Source organism: Paenibacillus sp. 1SOY10 (assembly GCF_056836745.1).
The window spans coordinates 769,940-791,023 of sequence record NZ_JBXENK010000001.1 but is presented as its reverse complement, the minus strand read 5'-3'; the positions used below and the strand labels follow the sequence as shown (position 1 = coordinate 791,023).

General features: G+C 41.1%; 18 protein-coding genes. 12 read left to right on the top strand and 6 right to left on the bottom strand.

What is annotated here, in order from left to right:
- Positions 1 to 10 precede the first annotated feature (10 nt).
- Positions 11 to 1,198 (top strand): restriction endonuclease subunit S, encoded by a 1,188-nt coding sequence (locus AC1VOR_RS03750; protein ID WP_482615929.1) that lies wholly within the window; start codon positions 11 to 13, stop codon positions 1,196 to 1,198.
- On the opposite strand, the gene AC1VOR_RS03745 is transcribed toward AC1VOR_RS03750, so the two are convergent.
- From AC1VOR_RS03745 to AC1VOR_RS03735, 3 genes are all read right to left on the bottom strand, one after another.
- Entirely contained in the window at positions 1,191 to 2,117 is a 927-nt protein-coding gene (locus tag AC1VOR_RS03745) for a tyrosine-type recombinase/integrase (protein WP_482615928.1), read from the bottom strand. The two genes, AC1VOR_RS03750 and AC1VOR_RS03745, sit on opposite strands and share 8 nt — an antisense overlap.
- Positions 2,118 to 2,184: 67 nt before the next feature.
- On the bottom strand, positions 2,185 to 3,327 hold the full coding sequence (locus tag AC1VOR_RS03740; RefSeq protein WP_482615927.1) for a restriction endonuclease subunit S: 1,143 nt from the start codon (positions 3,325 to 3,327) through the stop codon (positions 2,185 to 2,187).
- Positions 3,328 to 3,643: 316 nt separating this feature from the next.
- Positions 3,644 to 4,399 carry a DeoR/GlpR family DNA-binding transcription regulator gene (locus tag AC1VOR_RS03735; RefSeq protein WP_482615926.1) on the bottom strand — a complete coding sequence of 252 codons (756 nt, stop codon included), beginning with the start codon at positions 4,397 to 4,399 and terminating at the stop codon, positions 3,644 to 3,646.
- Between the two features lie 204 nt (positions 4,400 to 4,603).
- On the opposite strand from AC1VOR_RS03735, the gene rhaB reads away from it, so the two are divergent.
- The 4 genes from rhaB to AC1VOR_RS03715 all read left to right on the top strand — a co-directional run bounded on the left by rhaB (position 4,604) and on the right by AC1VOR_RS03715 (position 8,686).
- On the top strand, positions 4,604 to 6,076 hold the full coding sequence (rhaB, locus tag AC1VOR_RS03730; protein ID WP_482615925.1) for a rhamnulokinase: 1,473 nt from the start codon (positions 4,604 to 4,606) through the stop codon (positions 6,074 to 6,076).
- A gap of 38 nt (positions 6,077 to 6,114) precedes the next feature.
- Positions 6,115 to 7,371 (top strand): L-rhamnose isomerase, encoded by a 1,257-nt coding sequence (rhaA, locus tag AC1VOR_RS03725; protein ID WP_482615924.1) that lies wholly within the window; start codon positions 6,115 to 6,117, stop codon positions 7,369 to 7,371.
- A gap of 231 nt (positions 7,372 to 7,602) precedes the next feature.
- On the top strand, positions 7,603 to 8,445 hold the full coding sequence (gene rhaD, locus AC1VOR_RS03720) for a rhamnulose-1-phosphate aldolase (RefSeq protein WP_482615923.1): 843 nt from the start codon (positions 7,603 to 7,605) through the stop codon (positions 8,443 to 8,445).
- Between the two features lie 13 nt (positions 8,446 to 8,458).
- Entirely contained in the window at positions 8,459 to 8,686 is a 228-nt protein-coding gene (locus AC1VOR_RS03715) for a hypothetical protein (protein WP_482615922.1), read from the top strand.
- Positions 8,687 to 8,781: 95 nt separating this feature from the next.
- On the opposite strand, the gene AC1VOR_RS03710 is transcribed toward AC1VOR_RS03715, so the two are convergent.
- Both AC1VOR_RS03710 and AC1VOR_RS03705 read right to left on the bottom strand, forming a co-directional pair.
- Positions 8,782 to 9,090 (bottom strand): DUF6809 family protein, encoded by a 309-nt coding sequence (locus tag AC1VOR_RS03710; protein ID WP_482615921.1) that lies wholly within the window; start codon positions 9,088 to 9,090, stop codon positions 8,782 to 8,784.
- Between the two features lie 139 nt (positions 9,091 to 9,229).
- Positions 9,230 to 9,409 (bottom strand): ribbon-helix-helix protein, CopG family, encoded by a 180-nt coding sequence (locus AC1VOR_RS03705; protein WP_182534716.1) that lies wholly within the window; start codon positions 9,407 to 9,409, stop codon positions 9,230 to 9,232.
- Positions 9,410 to 9,936: 527 nt separating this feature from the next.
- Between AC1VOR_RS03705 and AC1VOR_RS03700 the strand changes: the two genes are divergently transcribed.
- From AC1VOR_RS03700 to AC1VOR_RS03675, 6 genes are all read left to right on the top strand, one after another.
- A complete protein-coding gene (locus AC1VOR_RS03700; protein ID WP_482615920.1) occupies positions 9,937 to 12,945 on the top strand; it encodes a type I restriction endonuclease subunit R in 3,009 nt (1,002 codons plus the stop codon).
- On the top strand, positions 12,938 to 14,212 hold the full coding sequence (locus AC1VOR_RS03695) for a restriction endonuclease subunit S (protein ID WP_482615919.1): 1,275 nt from the start codon (positions 12,938 to 12,940) through the stop codon (positions 14,210 to 14,212). Before AC1VOR_RS03700 ends, AC1VOR_RS03695 begins: the two co-directional genes overlap by 8 nt.
- The gene (locus AC1VOR_RS03690; RefSeq protein ID WP_482615918.1) at positions 14,209 to 15,312 is read left to right on the top strand and encodes an AAA family ATPase; all 1,104 of its coding nucleotides are present in this window, start codon (positions 14,209 to 14,211) and stop codon (positions 15,310 to 15,312) included. Before AC1VOR_RS03695 ends, AC1VOR_RS03690 begins: the two co-directional genes overlap by 4 nt.
- A gap of 11 nt (positions 15,313 to 15,323) precedes the next feature.
- On the top strand, positions 15,324 to 17,078 hold the full coding sequence (locus tag AC1VOR_RS03685; RefSeq protein WP_482615917.1) for a type I restriction-modification system subunit M: 1,755 nt from the start codon (positions 15,324 to 15,326) through the stop codon (positions 17,076 to 17,078).
- Positions 17,079 to 17,473: 395 nt separating this feature from the next.
- The gene (locus AC1VOR_RS03680; RefSeq protein ID WP_482615916.1) at positions 17,474 to 18,121 is read left to right on the top strand and encodes a hypothetical protein; all 648 of its coding nucleotides are present in this window, start codon (positions 17,474 to 17,476) and stop codon (positions 18,119 to 18,121) included.
- Between the two features lie 35 nt (positions 18,122 to 18,156).
- The gene (locus AC1VOR_RS03675; protein WP_482615915.1) at positions 18,157 to 18,606 is read left to right on the top strand and encodes an OsmC family protein; all 450 of its coding nucleotides are present in this window, start codon (positions 18,157 to 18,159) and stop codon (positions 18,604 to 18,606) included.
- On the opposite strand, the gene AC1VOR_RS03670 is transcribed toward AC1VOR_RS03675, so the two are convergent.
- Entirely contained in the window at positions 18,603 to 19,382 is a 780-nt protein-coding gene (locus AC1VOR_RS03670; RefSeq protein ID WP_482615914.1) for a helix-turn-helix transcriptional regulator, read from the bottom strand. The genes AC1VOR_RS03675 and AC1VOR_RS03670 overlap by 4 nt on opposite strands.
- Before the next feature lie 241 nt (positions 19,383 to 19,623).
- Between AC1VOR_RS03670 and AC1VOR_RS03665 the strand changes: the two genes are divergently transcribed.
- Positions 19,624 to 20,910, top strand: a complete 1,287-nt coding sequence (locus AC1VOR_RS03665) for a Gfo/Idh/MocA family protein (protein WP_482615913.1) — start codon at positions 19,624 to 19,626, stop codon at positions 20,908 to 20,910.
- Positions 20,911 to 21,084 lie beyond the last annotated feature (174 nt).

Genomic DNA, 21,084 nt, shown 5'->3' with positions numbered 1-21,084 from the left:
GGTAGTGATCATGACAAAAAACAAACATTTAGTACCTGAAATCCGATTTAATGGTTTCACTGACGCTTGGGAACAGCGAAAGCTGGGGGAGATCGCTGAATTAAATCCTAAATCAATATTGCCAGACGAGTTTGAATACATTGATTTGGAATCTGTTGTAGGTACTGAATTGATTACTCATCGTACTGAATCAAAAGAATCTGCACCTTCCAGAGCACAACGGTTAGCACAAAGAGGAGATGTCTTTTTTCAAACAGTTCGTCCTTATCAAAAAAACAATTATTTATATGATTTACCTTATAATAACTATGTTTTCTCAACTGGCTATGCACAGATAAGACCAAGTATTAATAGTTATTTTTTGCTTAGCCGTGTGCAAGAAGAGTTATTCGTTAAAACTGTCCTAGATAGAAGTAATGGTACAAGTTATCCTACAATTAACTCAAATGACTTAGCGAAAGTTGAAATTGGAGTACCTATGAATAGTGATGAACAAGCGAAAATCGGATCAGTATTCCGTACCCTCGACGAGACTATCACTCTGTATAAGCGTAAGCTGGAAGGGCTGCATAAATTGAAAAAAGGCTACTTGCAGCAGATGTTTCCACAAGCGGGGGCACGTGTACCACGTGTTAGGTTTGGTGGGTTTAGCGTGGAGTGGAAGGAGAAGAAGCTGGGAGAATTATTCAAAGAGCGTAACGAAAGAAGTTCTGAAGGCGAATTGATTTCTGTTACAATAAATTCTGGCGTAATAAGGGCAAGTGAATTAGAACGTAAAGATAATTCGAGTGCGAATAAATCCAATTATAAAAAAGTATCGGTAGGAGATATTGCGTATAACTCCATGCGAATGTGGCAAGGTGCAAGCGGCGTCTCAAATTACTCCGGTATTTTAAGCCCTGCGTATACGGTTATTACACCCAAAGAGGGAATAAATTCGTTGTTTATTTCGTATATGTTCAAATTGGCTAAAATTATTGAAATTTTTCATTCATTCTCACAAGGATTAACTTCAGATACATGGAATTTAAAGTTCCCCCTGTTGAAAGAAATATATGTAACAGTACCGTGCAGCAATGAGCAAGCTGCCATTGGTGACTTTTTACTTGTTCTGGACGAGCAAATAACCGCCCAAGCTGTAAATCTCGAACAGCTAAAAAAGCTTAAGGCGGCGTATATGCAAAGAATGTTTATATGAGAGCCGATAAATGCCGTACAATTTTATCGTTATCTTGATTCTCTAATTCCTGAATGATATGTAGATATGTTTCCTGCGTAGTGGTTACGCTGGAATGTCCCAACCTCTTGGCGATACTAGCAATGGATACGCCGGCGAAAATTAAAAGTGAGGCATGGGTGTGTCTGAGGCTGTGCAAAGAAATTACGGGCACACCAGCTTTTTTGCACAGCTTTTTTAAACGACTGTTAACCGTAGAATTGAAAACTCTTCCGCTTACGAAAATTGGCTCATCTTCGGGTAAGCCATGAACCAGTTTAGAAAACTGTATGCAGAGTTGCGGGTCAATCGGCAGAGTTCGTTTTGAAGAAAAATTTTTAGTTTCTCCGAATCCACCACTAGCATTTTTGTAATTCCATGTTTTTGTAATTTTTATTTTTTGTTGGACTAAATCAAAATCACTTGGGGTCAGAGCTAGCGCTTCTGAAAATCTTAACCCAGTCTTTGAAATAAGCAGAATAAGCCAGTCCCAGTTTGGTTTATCCAGTAAGGTGAGATTTTTAAGCAAAGCTTGAAGTTCAAACTGGCTCAAAAATTTCGGTTTCTTATCAACAGGCGGTTTACCTTTTATAATAGCCTTGCGGGTAGGGTCTGTTGTGAGAAGGCCCTCATCGATGGCATCCAATATAACGCTTTTTAAATGGTTATGGAAGTCCATGGTCGTCTGTTTCTCGTGGGTTTGGGCGTACTCATTAATAAGGGCCTGGTAAGTTCGTTTATCAAGCTCGCAGATTTTTAGATTTGGAGCAAGCTCGGTAAGCCGTCGTGAGGTCATTAAGTATTTTTTATAGGTGATGGGGCGTACTGCTCCAAGTTTGTACACCTCAATCCATTCAGTAAAATACTTGTGAAAAATCGTAATTTTGTTCTTGTTGTGCACAGTAAAAGTCCTCCTACATAATTTGGTGGCAATGTACCCTCTCCATTATGCAGGAGGACTTCAATAGCTATATAAACATTTTTTTGAGGTAAGCAGTTTTTAGCTGTTGAAGCCGTTCGAGCTTTGCTACTTGGGCGGTTATTTGTTCGTCAAGATTGCGAAAGAAATTACCAATTACAGTTTGTTCCTTAACGCTCGGAAATGGAATAGGCATCTCTTCAAGAACGCTGTCTTTTATGTTAAACCTATCTGAACGCACTCCATTATCGCCGTTCATCTTCATGAACTCATGCCAATAAACACTTTCAAAATATTTTTCTATATAAGTATGATCGCCCTTAAGCACTCGAAAAACATAATACAATGGAGACATCACCCCTACTCGTCCAAGTTTATTTCTTTTAATCGGGCCAACAGGGGCGAAATTTGAAATTCTAGGATTATATACAAAATCATCAGGATTCACTATAAAATAACTATCTAAATTTTTAAAGTTGGATATGTCCTTATAAAAAAAATCTTTTTGAGTGACTATGCCGTGTTCTGCGGAATTAGTGAAAGTTTCGCTAAAGTGATTATTTTTGTTCTTTTCCAATACTTTCATTGAAATATTACCTAATTTTTGGTTTTCCCACTCCCCGCTAAACCCATCAAACCTAACTCGCGGTACACGCCCCCCGGCTTGTGGAAACATCTGCTGCAAGTAGCCTTTTTTCAATTTATGCAGCCCTTCCAGCTTACGCTTATACAGAGTGATAGTCTCGTCGAGGGTACTGAAAAAATTGCCGATAGCAGTTTGTTCTTTCGAACAGGGCATAAGGAATTTATATTTATTTAATTCTTCTCGGTTTATTTTTGGCATACCTGTCCGTTGTGAAACAGAAACAGAATAATCATAAAAGTCTTTGTTCTGTAAGATTCTGTATAAAAAGTACTGTTCTAAGCCATTTTTTGAGTTAAGAACATATGCATCAGCACTGGCTAATCCTTCAAAATTTATAAGTGCATATTTTGCTAAATTAGGCCTTATTTTACTATAAATAATATCACCACTACGAAAGTGAAATTTACTACTTATCAGACTTTCTTCTCGCACATATCTTACATTTCTTAAAATTCCTGTAAAAGACTCGATATTTCCAGGCCCAATATGAGGCAGTTCGTCATATTTGCCCGTCTTTGGATCAACCATGTTTGTAGAAATATCCACTGTATCTGACCACGCTCGCTGTTCCCAAGCGTTAGGCTACTCTATAGTTTGTCAGTTGAAAGTCGGGCAAGGCTGCTTTAGGTGTTGCTCTCTACGTTTTCTTTTAGATGTCCAATTTTGTTCACTTTTGGTGATTTACCGAGAAAACTTATGACATTAAGAACAGGCGATGAGAAACGCTGGAGTTCCTTAATTTTATACGTTTTTCAGTTCGGCCCTATAGGGAAATGATTTTTGCCTGATTCTCTTTAACTTGTCCGGGTTGACCCTCCCCCCCATCGAGGTTCGAGTCCTCTCGACAGGGTATACCGTTGAGTCAATAAATCAACTCAATATTCAGCTCTGCCAATCTGCGTATCCAAGGTTCAGATGGCTTCTGATCCGTAACCAGATAATCCACTCGTTCCAGGTCACTCAGCACGGTAAAGGCCACTTTATCAAACTTGGTATGATCCGCAAGCAGAATGACTTTGTCGGACTGCTGGAGCATATATTTTTTTAACTCACATTCAGGCTCATTGGACTCCGTAATTCCTTTGTCCAGGTCCATGCCTTTGCAGCTGATGATCGCCTTATCTACGTTGTAGCGTTGCAGTGTATGGTGGGCCACCGGACCGACGAGGGACGACGAGCGTGGTCTCAAATGGCCGCCTGTGGAGACAATGTTCATCTCTGATCCGGAGAAGTCATTCAAAATATGAACGGAATTCGTGATTACGGTCAGGTTGTTCTTATTGATCAACAGCTTCAACAATTCAAATGAGGTGGAGCTGGGGTCTACCATCATCGTGTCGCCTTCATTGATTAACTCCATCGCCTTGATCGCGATATCTTGCTTGATCTCCGTATTCATAATATTGCGAGCGGTAAACGGAAGGTCTTCATTCGTATGCCGGTTCAGCATAGCCCCTCCGTAAGTCCTGGTGACAATGCCTTCCTTCTCCAGCTTCTCCAGATCGCGGCGGATGGTCTCTTCAGTGACATCAAACATGCGGCTGAGAACGGATACCAGCACTCTTTTTTCCTGATGCGCCAACTCTATAATTTTCTTTCGTCTTTCGGCAGCTAACATAACATTTCCTTTCTGACACCTGCTTTTCATTAAGTATGGAATAAATTTTCTGTGTTTGCAACAAGAACAAAGATTTTTGATGTTACATTGACTTATAATGATCATAAAACAAATAAAAACAACAAAAATAATCTTTAAATCGTTGACAACAAAGAATGGCGCGAATAGGATAGAAATATAAAACATAAACCGGGAGAGTATTCTATGACCTATCATATGGCCATTGATATCGGCGCTTCTAGCGGAAGATTGGTGCTGGGAACGCTTCAGGACGGTAACATCAAATTAAGAGAAATCCATCGTTTTGCCAACGGGTTCCATGAGCGGGACGGCTCTTGCTTTTGGGATATCGACTACCTGTTTGGTGAGATTATCACCGGGCTTGAGCAGGCAAAGGCGGAGGGAGTCGAGCAATGCACGCTGGGAATTGACACCTGGGCTGTAGATTATGTACTGCTGGATCACTCAGGCCACCGAATTCAGGAGGTCTACGCTTACCGCGACCGCCGGACAGAGCATGCGATGGAGCGTCTAGCCGAAGAGATTTCGCCTGCAACGGTGTACGGTAAGACGGGCATTCAGCAGTTGAATTTTAATACGCTATATCAGTTGTATGTGCATGATCGTGACGAGCTGTCCCGTACGGATAGCCTCCTGATGGTGCCGGATTATTTATATTATTTGTTAACTGGGAAAAAAGGAAACGAAGCGACGAATGCTTCAACGATGCAGTTATTGAATCTGGATACGCGTGACTATGATACCGAGCTGTTGGAACTGCTTGGCTTGCGCAAGGAGCAGTTCCCGGGATTAATCGAGCCGGGCATTGAGCTTGGCTCGCTTCGACCAGAGCTAATGGAGCAGTACCATCTGCCGGAGTGTCGCGTTATTGTTGTGGCTACTCATGATACCGCTTCCGCGGTGCTTGGCACCCCGGCGGCCAAGGGGCGTCATGCCGCCTATCTTAGCAGCGGAACCTGGTCGCTGCTGGGGGTTGAGCTGGAGCAGCCGCTGAATCATGCCCGGGCTATGGCTGCGAATTATACCAACGAATGGGGAGCGTATGGGACATTCCGTTTCCTGAAGAACATTATGGGACTTTGGCTGATTCAGGAGGTGCGGCTGCTGGATGGGAATAGGTACAGCTTTGCAGAGTTAGCTGAAATGGCGGCGACGGCTGAGCCCTTTCGCAGCTTGATTCCATGTAATCATGACAGATTTCTGCACCCGGAGCATATGATTGAGGAAATTCACAGGGCCTGCGAGCAGCTTGGCGAGCCTGTTCCGGAGAGCATCGGGCAAGTGGCACGCTGTATTTTTGACAGTCTGGCCTTGTCCTACCGCAGTTATTTGGAGGAACTGGAGCAGTTGATCGGCCAATCCATTGATCTGCTGCAAATCGTTGGCGGGGGAGCGAACAATGAATTACTCTGTCAGCTTACTGCGAATGTGCTGGAACGGGAAGTTTCGGCGGGACCCACCGAGTCAACCGCGCTAGGGAATTTGGCTGTACAGATGATTAGTAGCGATATCCTACCGGATATGAAGGACGCACGAGAAGTCATTTTGAACTCATTTGATATTAGATATTACAAGCCGGAGCCGATTCAGGATTTGGGGCGAATCGTCGAGCGCTGGAACAAAGTGAACAAGACAGCCGAAGTCCGGAACCATTAAATAGGAAGATGTGCAATAGAAGAAAGGGGACGAATCGCATGGATCAGAGCATAATGAACAGCTATAACGAAGCCAAGAAGTTATATGAATCCCATGGTATTGATGTAGATCAAGTCTTAAAGAAACTCGCTGAGGTCAAAATTTCTCTGCATTGCTGGCAGGGGGATGATGTGCGAGGCTTTCTGTTCTCTGACAAGGAGCTTAGCGGCGGCATTGCCGTCACAGGCAGCTATCCAGGCCGGGCAAGCACTCCACAAGAGCTGCGTGAGGATCTGGAGAAGGCGTTATCCCTTATTCCAGGTAAGCATAAGGTCAATCTGCATGCTATCTACGCAGATACGGATGAGCAGGTTGATCTGGATGAGCTAGAGCCGCGCCATTTCCAGAAATGGGTGGATTGGGCGAAGGAGCAGGGCTTGGGTCTTGATTTTAACCCTACATATTTCTCTCACCCGAATGCGGCGGATGGGTTCACCTTGAGTCATGCGAACGATGAGATTCGCGAGTTCTGGATACGTCATGGCAAGGCATCCCGCAAGATTGCCGAGCATTTCGGCCGTGAGTTGGGTCAGACGTGCTTCACGAATTTTTGGGTACCGGATGGCTACAAGGATACACCGGTGGATCGTCTGGCACCAAGACAACGGCTGGCCGCTTCGCTCGACGAAATTTTCAGCGAACCGATTGATGAACAATTTAATATAGATGGCGTGGAGAGCAAGCTGTTCGGCATCGGCTCGGAGAGCTATGTCGTAGGCTCGCATGAGTTCTATATGGGATACGGCATATCGCGTGGTAAGGCGATTACCCTAGATGCAGGGCATTTTCATCCTACGGAGGTCATCAGCAACAAGCTGTCGTCGATTCTATTATTCAACAAGCATTTGCTGCTGCATGTCAGCCGTCCGGTTCGTTGGGATAGCGATCATGTTGTGACTATGGATGATGAATTGCTGGAGATCGCACGTGAACTGGTTCGGGGAGATTTATTGCCGAAGACAAGCCTGGGCCTCGATTTCTTTGACGGCAGTATCAATCATCTGGCCGCCTGGGTGATTGGAACGCGGAACACGATCAAGGCGTTGCTGCGAGCTATGCTGGAGCCGCTAGAAGAACTCCGGCAGATTGAACTGGCGGGCGACTACACTTCTCGCTTGGCTTTGGTTGAAGAATTTAAATCCTATCCATTCGGAGCCGTATGGGATTATTATTGTGCTTCGCAAGGCGTACCTGTCAGGGAACAATGGCTTAACGAGGTCAAGCAGCACGAACAGGAAGTATTGCTCAAGAGATAAACTATATAAGTTGAACTTATGATTAAAGCAAAGAAGCAGACGAGAAAATGTTCTTACGATCGCTGTTGCTCATGGATTTCTTTTATTCAATAAATTCTTATAAGGTAGAAATCCATTCCCAAAGGCGAACGCTCCGCTTCTTCAGAATCATTTTTCTCGCTTGCTTGTGTTGCCTTTCTTTAGTTCAACTAATATAGCTATTATCGATTAATTAAGGAGAGAGAAGAAATCATGACAATAGCTTTAAGTGAAACGTCCGGCTATATCGGAAGCACAGAAGCTCCTTTTATTCAGGAAATGACGGAGATTACTCATCATCTGTGGACCTTGGGCTGGGATGAGCTGAATGGTGGCAATATCAGCTATTTGCTGGATGAAGAGGAAGTCGCCAAGTACATGGATATCCGCAGTTCCTTACGCTCTCTGGAACTGGCTTTCCCGGTCAAGGAACTGGCAGGCAAATACTTTATTGTCACCGGATCGGGCAAGTATTTCCGAAACGTGATCAAGGACCCGGAAGCCAACCTGGGTGTGGTTCGTGTATCTGCTAACGGAGAGCAAGTAGAAATTCTGTGGGGGCTACGTAACGACGCAAGACCTACCAGTGAGTTAGCCTCTCATTTTATGAGCCATATTGAGCGTTTGAAGGTAGACCCCAAGCATCGCATCGTGATGCATACCCATGCTACGAATCTCATTGCCATGACCTTTACTCATGAGTTGGATGAACGGAAGTTCACCAAGACGCTGTGGCAGATGTGTACCGAATGTCTTGTGGTCTTCCCGGAAGGCGTAAGCATCCTGCCTTGGATGGTTCCGGGCAGTAATGAGATCGGCCGGGAAACGGCCAAGAAAATGAAGGACTACCGCATTGTCATCTGGCCGCATCACGGCATCTTTGGCACAGGCGCTACCATGGACGAAACCTTCGGCCTGATCGAGACCGTAGAGAAAGCGGCAACCGTCTACAACCTGATCGGCGGAAGGGCCATCAAGCAAGTCATTACCGATTCGGAGCTGGCGGACTTGGCGAAGGCGTTTGGTGTGGTGACGCGGGATGGGGTATTGGGGTAGGGGGAAATAGAAGTTGGAGCGGGATTTGTTAATGATAGGTGGGGGATTAGGGGCGTACCCTGACAAGCGAATTTGGGAGACCAAAAAAAGAGAAGCGAACAAGCAGCATCTTGCCTTCAAGATTAGCCCATTTGAAATTGAATGGACTGAAGGTTACTGCTACATTCGCTTCTCATATTTAATATATAGTCAGCATTTTACTCAATCCCTGTACATCATCATTTCTCTGGTAATCGCCTGAGCATAATGCATTTCTAAGCATTTTCAATTTTATAGCAGGGATAGTGGTAAATAATACTGTCCGCATCAATAACGGTTAGCATGTCGGTATTATCATCATAATGGCATACTCGAAGCTGCATTTGGAACCAACTTCTCCCGATTGCTCATAACCTCGATAAGAAGGTTCGCTCCCAACTTGAACCCGTGAAGGAAAGCAGCTTCCACATGCATACTATTTGCGCTATCGCACAGGTCAAAATATTCCTCTAGCTCACGAAATACTTCCTCACCTAATCGTTCACGCCAATGCAGCGTCTTCGCTGACACTTGTTGGCTTATAGAACGGTATTCTGGCTGAGACGGAACAATGATCTCGTCGGGGTTAATTTGTCCGCGATACAAGGCTTCTAAAATGGTTTTCATATTCATCCTCCCATTATTATCATCGCATCGCTTGAATGAGATTCCTGCACATGGTAGGATATTTATGCAGTCGCTTATCCAAGCGGTTGCGGGATAGGAAGTAGCGGTGTTCTTCGTCGGACTCACGCTGCTTCCTTCTTTATTTTTGGAGTTCGTCATACACCTTTTCAATCCCTTTGCGCACAATTGCAGAACGTGACGTATTCAGCTTTTCAGCAGAAGCATCAAGCTTACTCATTGTTTCCTCATCGACACGAATCTCAATCGTTTTGCTTTTGGGCTTGTCAGATGGAGGACGCCCCACCTTTTTAGAGGACATGTCTTCACCTCGATTTTTGTCCTGACAATAATATATTATTGTCAGGACAAAAAGTCAATGGAATTATTCAGGCCTTTACATTTTTCTCGTCAGGTTAGGAATTTTAATACACAAGGCTGCTGTCTTGTGTTTCAGCAAGCACTGAATATGGATGGCCATATTCGCTTGTTAGGGGCATTGCCCCTAAGACCCCTCATTAGCCGCACCTGATCCGTTCAGTTCTAAGCGCTTTTTACAATAAGAACAATTCGATAAAAGCAAAATCAATACGGAAAATACCCCTTTTGTTTACCAGCCTAAAACGTATTCTTACTGTAGTTCATAGGATGTGATACAATGTAATGTAGTTCTTTATAGATGCTACTACGCGAAAGTTATATGGATGAATTGTTAAAGATAGCTTTACAAAACCAAATCGTACTGCTCTTCATATTTTAAAGAAAAGAGAAATATAAGTTCTGAACAGATTGAGTTGTTTTTTGAACAAAATAGACATGCAGTCCTTGGAAAATATGAGGAGATAAAATATGAAATCTGAAAAGCAAATCGAAGTAAACTTTATTCAAAAACTACAAGATTTAAAGTATACATATCGAGAAGACATTCGAGATAAAGTCTCCATTGAGGCTAATTTCAGAGAACATTTTGAGAGATTGAATCGTGTTAAGTTAAGCGATTCTGAATTTGCACGCCTCAGGGATAGCATTATTACTGCGGATGTATTTGTCGCGGCTAAAACATTACGAGAAATAAATACTTTCAAACGAGATGATGACACGCCACTACAGTATACCCTTGTAAACATCAAAGATTGGTGTAAAAATGAATTTGAAGTGATAAATCAGTTGCGTATAAATACAGACAACAGTAATCATCGATATGATGTTATTATTCTCATTAACGGTGTTCCTGTTGTTCAAATTGAATTAAAGGCTCTACAAATTACACCCAAAAAAGCAATGGAGCAGATTGTAGATTATAAAAATGATCAAGGCAATGGATACACCAATTCGCTTCTTTGTTTTATGCAGCTATTCATCGTAAGCAATGAAACAAAAACATACTATTTTGCCAATAACCACAAAGAACACTTTTGCTTTGATGCGGATGAAAGGTTTTTGCCAATTTATGAGTTTGCAGATAAGAAAAATAAAAAGATAACGAATCTGTATGAATTTGCGGATAGATTTTTGCTCAAATGTACCCTTGGGCAATTAATTAGCAGATATATGGTTCTTGTTGTAAGTGAACAAAAACTGATGATTATGCGTCCTTATCAGATTTATGCTGTTAAGGCGATTATGGATTGCATTGAACAAAATCGTGGCAACGGCTATATTTGGCATACTACTGGGAGTGGAAAAACGCTCACTTCTTTTAAAGCATCTACACTTTTAAAGGACAATCCCGAAATTGAAAAATGTTTATTTGTGGTGGACAGAAAAGATCTTGATAGACAAACACGCTTAGAATTTAATAAGTTCCAAGAGGGCTGCGTTGAGGAAAACACAAATACCGAAAGATTGGTGAGGCGCCTTACTTCTGACGACTATAAAGACAAGGTAATTGTTACTACCATCCAAAAGCTTGGATTAGCCCTTGATGAGGACAGTAGGCGTAACCAAGAGAAAAAGAAAAAAGGTGAACTAACCTTTAAAGAAAGATTAGAGAAACTCAGAGATAAAAGAATGGCAATTATATTTGATGAATGTCATCGTTCCCAGTTTGGAGATAATCATGATGCAATAAAGACTTTTTTTCCAAAAGCTCAGCTTTTTGGCTTTACCGGAACGCCAATTTTTGAAGAAAACTCCACATATAAGAATATTGATGGTACTGTGGGCTCTTACAGAACAACAAAAGATGTTTTTCAGCAAGAACTTCATGCTTACACTATCACAAATGCAATTGACGATGGTAATGTATTGCGTTTTCATATCGATTATTTCAAACCAGAAGATGGTAAGAAGGTTGCCAAAGTTTCCTCTGAAGAGTATAAGCAAGCCGTTATCGAAGCAATCTTATCAAAGCATGATGCAGCAACATACAACAGACGGTACAATACACTCTTTGCAACAGCTTCGATTAATGATGCAATCAAGTATTTTGAACTGTTTAAAATACTACAAGAAGAACTGAAAAATAGTGGAGATAAAAAATTTAATTCACTAAATATTGCTTGCGTTTTTTCTCCACCTGCTGAGGGTAATAAAGATGTGAAGCAGCTTCAAGAAGACCTTGCACAAGAAAAAGCAGACAACGAGCAGGAGCCTGATATAAAAAAAGCATCGCTTAAAGCCATTATTGCTGATTACAACACCCAATATGGTACGAATCATAGTATAAACGAATTTGACCTGTATTATCAGGATGTACAAAAACGTATTAAAGACCAACAATTTACGAATGCAGATTATCCGCACAAAAACAAAATTGATATCACTATTGTTGTGGACATGCTGTTAACTGGCTTTGATTCCAAGTATTTAAATACGCTGTATGTCGATAAAAACTTAAAGCAGCACGGCTTAATTCAGGCTTTTTCAAGAACAAATCGTGTTCTAAATCCCACAAAGCCATATGGTAACATTATAGACTTTAGAGGGCTAGAAAATGAGGTCGATGATGCAATCAAACTCTTTTCTGGAACAGAAAAGAGTGAGAAAGTAAAAGAAATTTGGCTTGTTGATCCTGCTTCTGCCGTGATTGAAAAGTTGGATAAGGCTGTTGCCGAGCTTGAAAAATTCATGTTTTTAAATGGGTTGGGGTGTAAACCGGAAGAAGTAAGCAACCTGAAGGGTGATACAGCACGTGCAGAGTTTATTGATAAATTCAAAGAGATACAACGCCTTAAAACGCAACTAGACCAATATACAGATATCAAAGAAGGTCAAACAGCAGTTATTGAGAAATTGCTGCCTGAGGACACTTTGCGCGCATTTCGCGGGGCATATATTGAAACTGCTCAGAGGTTAAAAGCGCAGCAAGGTAAAAAAAATGCGGATAAAGCCCCAGAGATTGAACAACTTGACTTTGAGTTTGTTTTATTTTCCTCCGCAATCATTGACTATGATTATATCATGTCGCTGATTTCAAAATACACACAGCTTAATGTTCCTAAAAAAGAAAAAATGACTAAGAAAGAATTGATTGACCTTATATCATCAACTTCCAACTTGATGGATGAACGAGAAGATATAGAAGAATATATCAACACTTTGGAAGTAGGCAAGGGATTGGATGAAAAATCCATAAGGAAAGACTTTCAAAAATTCAAGGCAGAAAAATCAGCTGAAGAATTGGATGCTGTTGCAAATAAACATGCTATAGAGCCGGACTCATTACATGCATTTGTTGATAAAATTTTGGAGCGTATGATTTTTGATGGTGAGAAGTTAAGCGATTTGTTAGAGCCTCTCGGTCTTGGCTGGAGAGACAGAACAAAAAAGGAATTGGAACTGATGGAAGATTTGATACCTCTACTGAAAAAGTTAGCAAATGGACGTGAGATTGTGGGGTTAAAGGCATATGAGTAATAAAAAAAATACCATATTACCTAAATTGAGATTTTGTCGATTTAAAGATTATCCAGCTTGGAATATTGATAAGCTTGGTAACTTAATTGTTGCTATAAATGAACGTGCCGGAACAAATAAATATATACTTATGAGTGTTACTGCTGGTGTAGGTCTGGTGCCTCAAATTGAAAAGTTTGGTCGTGAAATTGCTGGAAGTGCTTATAAAAATTATTATGTAATAAAGAAAGATGATTTTGCTTATAACAAAAGCGCAACTAAACAATTCCCAGAAGGTTATATTTCAATGCTTAAAGAGTATGAAGAGGCAGCTTTACCCAATAGCATTTTTACTTGTTTTCGTATTACTGATATTGATTGTAATCCAAGGTTTTTTGACTACCTCTTTCATAACAACTACCATGGTTCATGGCTTCGAAAGTATATTGAAGTTGGTGCCCGCGCCCATGGATCACTAAGTGTTGATACAAAACATTTATGGAATATGCCTGTTGCCTTACCCAATCTTGCTGAACAACAAGAAATATCCGACTGCCTATCTTCCCTTGATGATCTCATTACCGCGGAGGATAAAAAGTTGTCAGTTTTTAAAATGCAAAAAAAAGGCTTGATGCAGAAGTTGTTTCCCTCCGAAGGCACAAATCTTCCTGAATGGAGATTCCCGGAGTTTAGGCATTGTGGTGAGTGGACTAAGAAGACTCTTGGTGAAATGGGTGAGCTTGTCTCAGGGTTAACATATAGTCCAAATGATGTAAGAGAAACAGGATTGCTTGTACTGAGATCGTCCAATATTAAAAATAGTGTAATTTCATTAAATGACAATGTTTATGTAAGGACAGATATTAGTGGTGCAAATCTGTCTTTAGAGGGCGATATATTAATTTGTGTACGTAACGGTTCAAAAACTTTGATAGGAAAAAATGCCATTATACCTAAAAATATGCCTCTATGTACACACGGTGCGTTTATGACAGTGTTAAGAGTACAAAATCCTCAATTTGTCTTTCAGCTTCTTCAAACAAGAGCATATGAAAGGCAAGTAAAGGCTGATTTGGGTGCGACTATAAACTCAATTAATGGAACACAATTGAAAAAATATGTTTTTTATATGCCGGAAAATGAAAAAGAACAAAAAAAAATCACTGAATGCCTCTCTACCTTGGATAAACTTATAGCCTCACAGACAGATAAAATCGAAGCTTTGAAGACTCATAAAAAAGGCTTGATGCAAGGACTGTTCCCTTCCATTGAGGAGGTTGGGAGATGACCAGCAGAACTTTTCCTAATCTAAAAAAATTAGCACAAAATATGCGTGATACACTTGGTGATAAAAAGTGTTATTTAATCTTTGCTCACAATGGGACCGGAAAAACAAGACTCTCCTGCATGTTTAAAGATTTAGGTAAAAAAACTATTCGCAACACTGAGGAAAAAACAGCTGATACTCTTTATTATAATGCTTTCACCGAAGACCTTTTTACATGGAATAATGATTTGGAGAGTGATACACAGCGTGTATTAATGTTAAACAAAGAATCTCGTTTTTTTAATGGCATAAAAGAGCTCGAAATGGATACCCGCATTCGTGATTTTTTAAGAATTTATGCTGATTTTGATTTTAGAATAGATTATGATGATTTGTACGTGGTTTTTTCTCGTGATGTTCAAATACGCAATACTACAAAACGAGAAGAATATATAAAAATTTCCCGCGGGGAAGAAAATATTTTTATCTGGAGCTTTTTTCTTGCCATTGCTCAATTGGCAATCGATAAAGATCCTGCATATGACTGGGTAAAATATATTTATATTGATGATCCAATTTCTTCATTAGACGATAACAACGCTATCGCGGTAGCTTGTCACCTTGCACAACTAATTAAGATGAGTGATATGAGAATGGTTGTTTCTACACACCATGCATTATTTTTCAATGTAATGTACAACGAGTTAAAGCGAGACAGTACTGCAAAGCGATTTCTTGGTAAAAAAGATGATACTGGTAAATACTTTACTCGTGATACAGGGGACACCCCTTTTTTTCATCATATCGAATTACTAAAACAATTGAAAAAAGTTGCAGACTCCGGGAAGCTATATACATATCACTTCAATATTCTTAGGAACATTCTTGAAAAAACGGCAGCTTTTCACGGTTTTGATAAATTTTCATCATGCATTAAACAAGATGAAACAGATTTAGATGGTACCATTCATTTGCGAATGACAAACCTATTAAGTCATGGGGCATATTCAATATTTGAACCCATTGAAATGGTTGAAGACAATAAGAGGATTTTCAAAGAAATTTTAGACGGTTTTATGGATACTTATAAGTTTAATACTAAGTTATTTATTGAGGAGTAAAGGGTGATAATATGGCTGATTTACAACAAAAACAATTAGGAGCAACCCTGTGGGCTATAGCAGATAAACTTCGCGGAGCGATGAATGCCGACGACTTTCGTGATTATATGTTGTCTTTTCTCTTCTTGCGGTACCTCTCAGATAACTATGAACAGGCTGCAAAAAAAGAGCTTGGTAGCGATTATCTTTATTGTGAGAGTGAAATTAAAAATATCTATGCTGCAAGTAAGCAGGATGAGACTGTTAATGTGTTGAAAGAGCAAGCAGCAGATTATTTTAGAAACCAAAATTTAGAAGATAATGAAAAAAAGATGATGCTGTATGAACATTTCACATTGTTCGAAAGTAAAAAATTAACCCCTCTTATTATGTGGTACAACAACAACTTGGACCAAGTAACAATGTTTGAAAAGCAAATGCGCCGTAAGCTTCATTACGTAATCAAGCCGCAGTATCTCTGGAGTAATATATACGAATTAGCTCGCACGCAAAACGAATACCTCTTAAAGACATTACAAGCTGGTTTTAAATTTATTGAAAATGAGTCTTTTGACAGTACATTTCGTGGGTTGTTCTCAGAGGTAAATCTTGACTCTGATAAACTTGGAAGAAATTACAACTCTCGCAATGCAATGCTGTGTTCGATTATAACCGAAATTTCTGATGGACTAGATGAATTTTCTAACGAAAGTGATCTGTTGGGTAATGCCTATGAATACTTAATAAGTCAATTTGCTGCAGGGTCAGGAAAAAAGGCTGGAGAATTTTATACTCCTCAGCAGATTTCGACAATCCTTTCTCGAATCGTTATACTTGATAGTCAAAACCCAAGTGAAGGAAAAAAAAAGTATATTAATAATTTGCTCGACTTTGCCTGCGGCTCTGGTTCTCTTCTAATCAACGTTAAAAAGCAACTTGAGCCAAACAGCATTGGACAGATATATGGACAAGAAAAGAATATCACGACTTACAATCTTGCGCGTATGAATATGCTTCTCCATGGATTCAAAGATTCTGAATTTCAAATATTTCACGGAGATTCATTATTAAATGATTGGGATATTTTCAATGAGATGAACCCGGCTAATAAATTGGAGTGTGACGCAGTTGTAGCAAACCCACCTTTCAGTTATCGTTGGGAGCCAAACGATACGCTGGCTGAAGATTTTCGATTTAAAAACTATGGACTGGCACCGAAATCAGCAGCTGATTTTGCTTTTCTGCTTCATGGTTTCCACTTTTTAAGCGATAATGGCACAATGGCAATCATTCTGCCACATGGTGTTTTATTCCGTGGTGGTGCAGAAGAAAAAATAAGAACAAAATTACTTAAGGACAATAATATTGACACAATAATAGGTTTACCGGCAAACCTATTTTTCTCTACCGGTATCCCAGTCTGTATCCTTGTCCTAAAGAAGTGCAAAAAAATTGATGATGTGCTGTTTATTAACGCAAGTGATTACTATGAAAAGGGGAAACGTCAAAACATCTTACTGCCAGAGCATATTAACAAAATAGTTGACACATATCAATATCGAAAAGAAGATGACATAAAGTATTCTCGTCGTGTCTCCATGGAAGAAATCAAAAAGAACGGTTACAATTTGAATATATCAAGGTATGTCAGCACAGATCCAGAAGAAGAAGTTATTAACCTTGCGGAAGTAAAAGAGGATTTAGACCGCATTGAAAAAGATATAAATGAAGCCAAGGAAAAACATAATCGATTTTTAAGAGAGCTTGGGTTGCCGGAATTGAAGTGAGACGGATTTAACTATTAGCATATTTGCACAATGAATATTTGAAAGTCGATGTCTCCAATGATATCTCATAGATGCCACCATCCCTTTAGTTCCTAATTATATTGGTTGAATGCAAAAAACCACCTTCACTTTGAAGGTGGTTTTCAAACCGTTTTATTGCTACTCCCCATGATTTCAAATCCGCCTCGTAAAAACCAACCACCGGCTTACTATAGCTTGTTCTATTTTTTTATTGAGTATTTTGAGCGCAACATTTTTCTTAAAAAGGGGATAGAAAAGGAGGACTAAAAAAGCTGATGTCGAACCTTCTACAACGGAAGAAAAACATTTTAATCGACTAACTGGGAGTATTATTTAAAGAGTCGAAAATTTATGTTTGGTGGAGGGTTCAGCTTATGGGTGAAAAGAAAGTTGGAGCAAGCGATTATCTTGCATTAGGTTTGTATGCTTTTGCAGGATTTGGTCTTGAGGTTGTATTATCAATGTTTTTGCCTTCTATATTAGGTGTTGAAAGTTCTGAATATACTCTCATTCATGAATGTATACACTGGGTGCTTACATGCATTTTGTGGGGGAGTATGGCACTATTTTTGATAAGGCTTTCAAAGAAAAAATACTCTTTTGATATTATGAAGTTAAACGAAATGCCCGACTCCAAGGGATGGTTACTTGCGGTTGTGGTTTCTGTTATAGCAATTATAGTTACAACTTTTGTATGGGGTGGCTTTAAGCCAGTTCAAGAATACAATGGTATCGTTAAATCCATTTTTCAAAATATTTATTACTTGTTTGAAGCTGCCTTGATCCTGCTAACGATTGCTTTTGGACAAAAATTCGGTGAAACGCTCCTGAAAAGAGGTAGTCTACCTTATGGAGGGATCTTTCTTGCGCTCACATGGGGACTCATACACATTTTGCTCCAAGGAACTCAAACGGGTGTTTATGCTTTCTTCATGTCCATTCTATATGGCACTGTATACATATTGTTAAAAAAGAATATCCGATATTCATATATTATGATCGCAATTATATTTATTTTGTAAGCATTACAGCTTAAGCCCGAAAGGAATGAGCTAAATTGAAGCATCCTTTTCATCTGAAAGCAGTATGGAATGGTGGACGTAACAGTGAAGGGCATATCGATGCAGGCGGATTGAAAACGGTCATATCGATTCCGCAGGAGATGGGTGGGCCGGGAACAGGCACAAACCCTGATGAAATGCTGCTGGGAGCGGCGGCAACCTGTTATCTGATTACTTTGGCAGCGATGCTGGAGCGGGCAGATATTACACCCCTGGAGCTGACACTAGAGTCTGAGGCAACGGTCGATGTAACGAATAATATTTTTACGTATGAACGGATTATTCATAAACCACGGATTGTGTTGAGAGATGAGACAACCGAGGCTGAATTTGCAAAAGCAGAGCGGCTTGCGCATTTGGCCGAACAGTCCTGTATGATCTCAAGAGCCGTGGCAGGTAATGTATCCATAGAAACGCAGCCTAGTGTTGTAAAGGCAGAGGTTTAAGTGACCTTATTTTGATGCCCCCTCCGATATTCTCTGGGCGTGACTCCAGTCAGCCTTTTAAACATTTTCCCAAAGTGGGAAAAGTTATCGAAGCCGGACAGTTCAGAGACACGGGTAATGCTGTGGTTGGTTTCGCGGAGCAAGCGCTCGGCTTCTTTGACGCGGGTGAGGTTCACGTATTCGGCAAATCCAAAGCCTGTGACTTGCTTGAACATGCGACTCAGGTAGCTTTTGCTAATGTAGAAGCGGAGAGACAGTTCCTCCAGCTCAAGCGGTTCTCCGAAGTGAAGGTTGATATAGCGGACGATGTCGGAAACTTTGCGTTGAACGGAAGAGGCTTCCTGCTCCGGTAGAGACTCACGCTTCAGGAGGCTGCGGGCCGTATACAGCAATATTTCACCTGCTAGTTGAGTCATGCGTAAGCGATACCCGGGTTGCTGCTCATTTAATTCAGTAAGCAGGGTAACAAAAAGACCTTCGATCTGTTGTTGCTCCTGAAAGTTAAGTCTGAGCAGGGGAAACTCCAGTAGAAAAGGGGATAACAGCAAATCCCTTTCTTCTGTAGTTAAATTATCAAAATAGGACGGCTCATAGTAAAGGACAATGCGTTCATGATTGGGTGCCCCCGAGTCGGAGGTCTTGTGAACGGCATGGGAGTCAATAAATACAAGATCGCCTGACTGTACTTGGTAGACATCTTCTTTAATAAAGTAGTTACGCTGTCCGCTGAATAAATAATAGAGCTCATACTCCCGGTGGTAATGGTCGGTTGCCATGGAATAATGACCCCTTCTTCGATCGAATTCGAGATAGAGGGGGTCATTTTTATGTCCAAATCGAAGGGTATCCGGAAATGAAGCAAGATTCATGAGAACACTCCTTAAGGAAACAATGACTTCCTTTATCATATGACAAAAAAAGCGGGTTATCAAAGAAAATCAATTTAAAAAGCGGCGAGAACCATTTTTTATTGTGTTAACTTACAAGTGAAGAATTAAACTTTAAAGGAGCTGTAACATGGACAAGAAAAAATATGTTCTTGTGGGAACCGGAGGCCGGGCGGAGTTTTTTTACTCTGCGATTGCTGCTCAATTTAGTGAGACATCTGAGCTTGTTGCCTTTTGCGATATTAATCAGACACGAATGGATTATGCCAACCGGATGCTTGAAGAGAAGTATAGCTACCCTAAGGTGCGGACTTACCTCTCAGACCAGTTCGAGCAGATGATTAAGTCCGAAAAGCCCGATGCCGTCATCGTCACCAGCGTGGACCGTACACATCATACCTATATCATCCAGGCGCTGGAGCTGGGCTGTGATATCATTACGGAGAAGCCGATGACAGTAGACGAAGACAAATGCCAGGATATTTTGGATGCGGTTAAGCGAACGGGCCGCAATGTGCGAGTCGCCTTTAATTATCGCTATGCTCCGCATCATACCAAGGCTCGTGAGCTCATTATGGATGGAGTCATCGGCGATGTGCATTCCATCCATTTCGAATGGCTGCTGAATACGATGCATGGGGCAGATTACTTCCGCCGCTGGCATCGGGACAAGCGGAATAGCGGGGGATTACTAGTTCACAAATCGACGCACCATTTCGATCTGGTCAACTTCTGGATCGGCTCAGAGCCGGATGAAGTATTCGCCTATGGGGACTTGTTGTTCTATGGCAGGGAGAATGCCGAGCAACGGGGAGTCACGAGCTTCTACGAGCGCGCAACGGGCCATCCGAATGCCAAGGATGATCCGTTTGCCTTACATTTGGATGAGAATTCGCACTTGAAGGCGATGTATCTGGATGCCGAGCATGAGGACGGCTATCGGCGTGACCAAAGTGTATTCGGGGATGGGATCAGCATTGAAGACACCATGGGTGTCATGGTCCGCTATAAGAATAAAGCGATATTAACTTATTCCTTGAATGCCTATATGCCTTGGGAGGGCTACCGCATTGCCTTTAACGGCAGTAAGGGGAGAATGGAGATGACGATTGTGGAGCAATCGTATGTCAACTCCGGGGGAGACAAGGCGCTGGAAGGGGCGCTCAAGGATAAGCGTATCGTAGTTTATCCCATGTGGAAGCCGCCTTATGAAGTAGAGGTTCAAGAGGGAGAAGGGGGCCACGGTGGAGGAGATCCGATTTTACTCCAGGATATGTTCGGTACCCCGGTCGTGGATCGATTCAATCGGGCGGCGAACCATGTAGATGGGGCAAGGTCCATTCTTACCGGAATTGCGGCTAATCGTTCGATTCAAACAGGGCGGGCGGTGAAGGTTGATGATCTGGTCAGGTTTTAACCCATCCCGCAATCAATAATAGAGGCTATTCATTCACCACCGTCTGTGACATTCGTTCAGGCGGTGTTTTTGTGTAAAAAAATGGTTGATAAAGCACGCTAAGCCAAATATATTTAAATTAACTTGAAATAATTCATATAAACTTAAATGAAAGGAAAGTTGAACAGGTAAAGA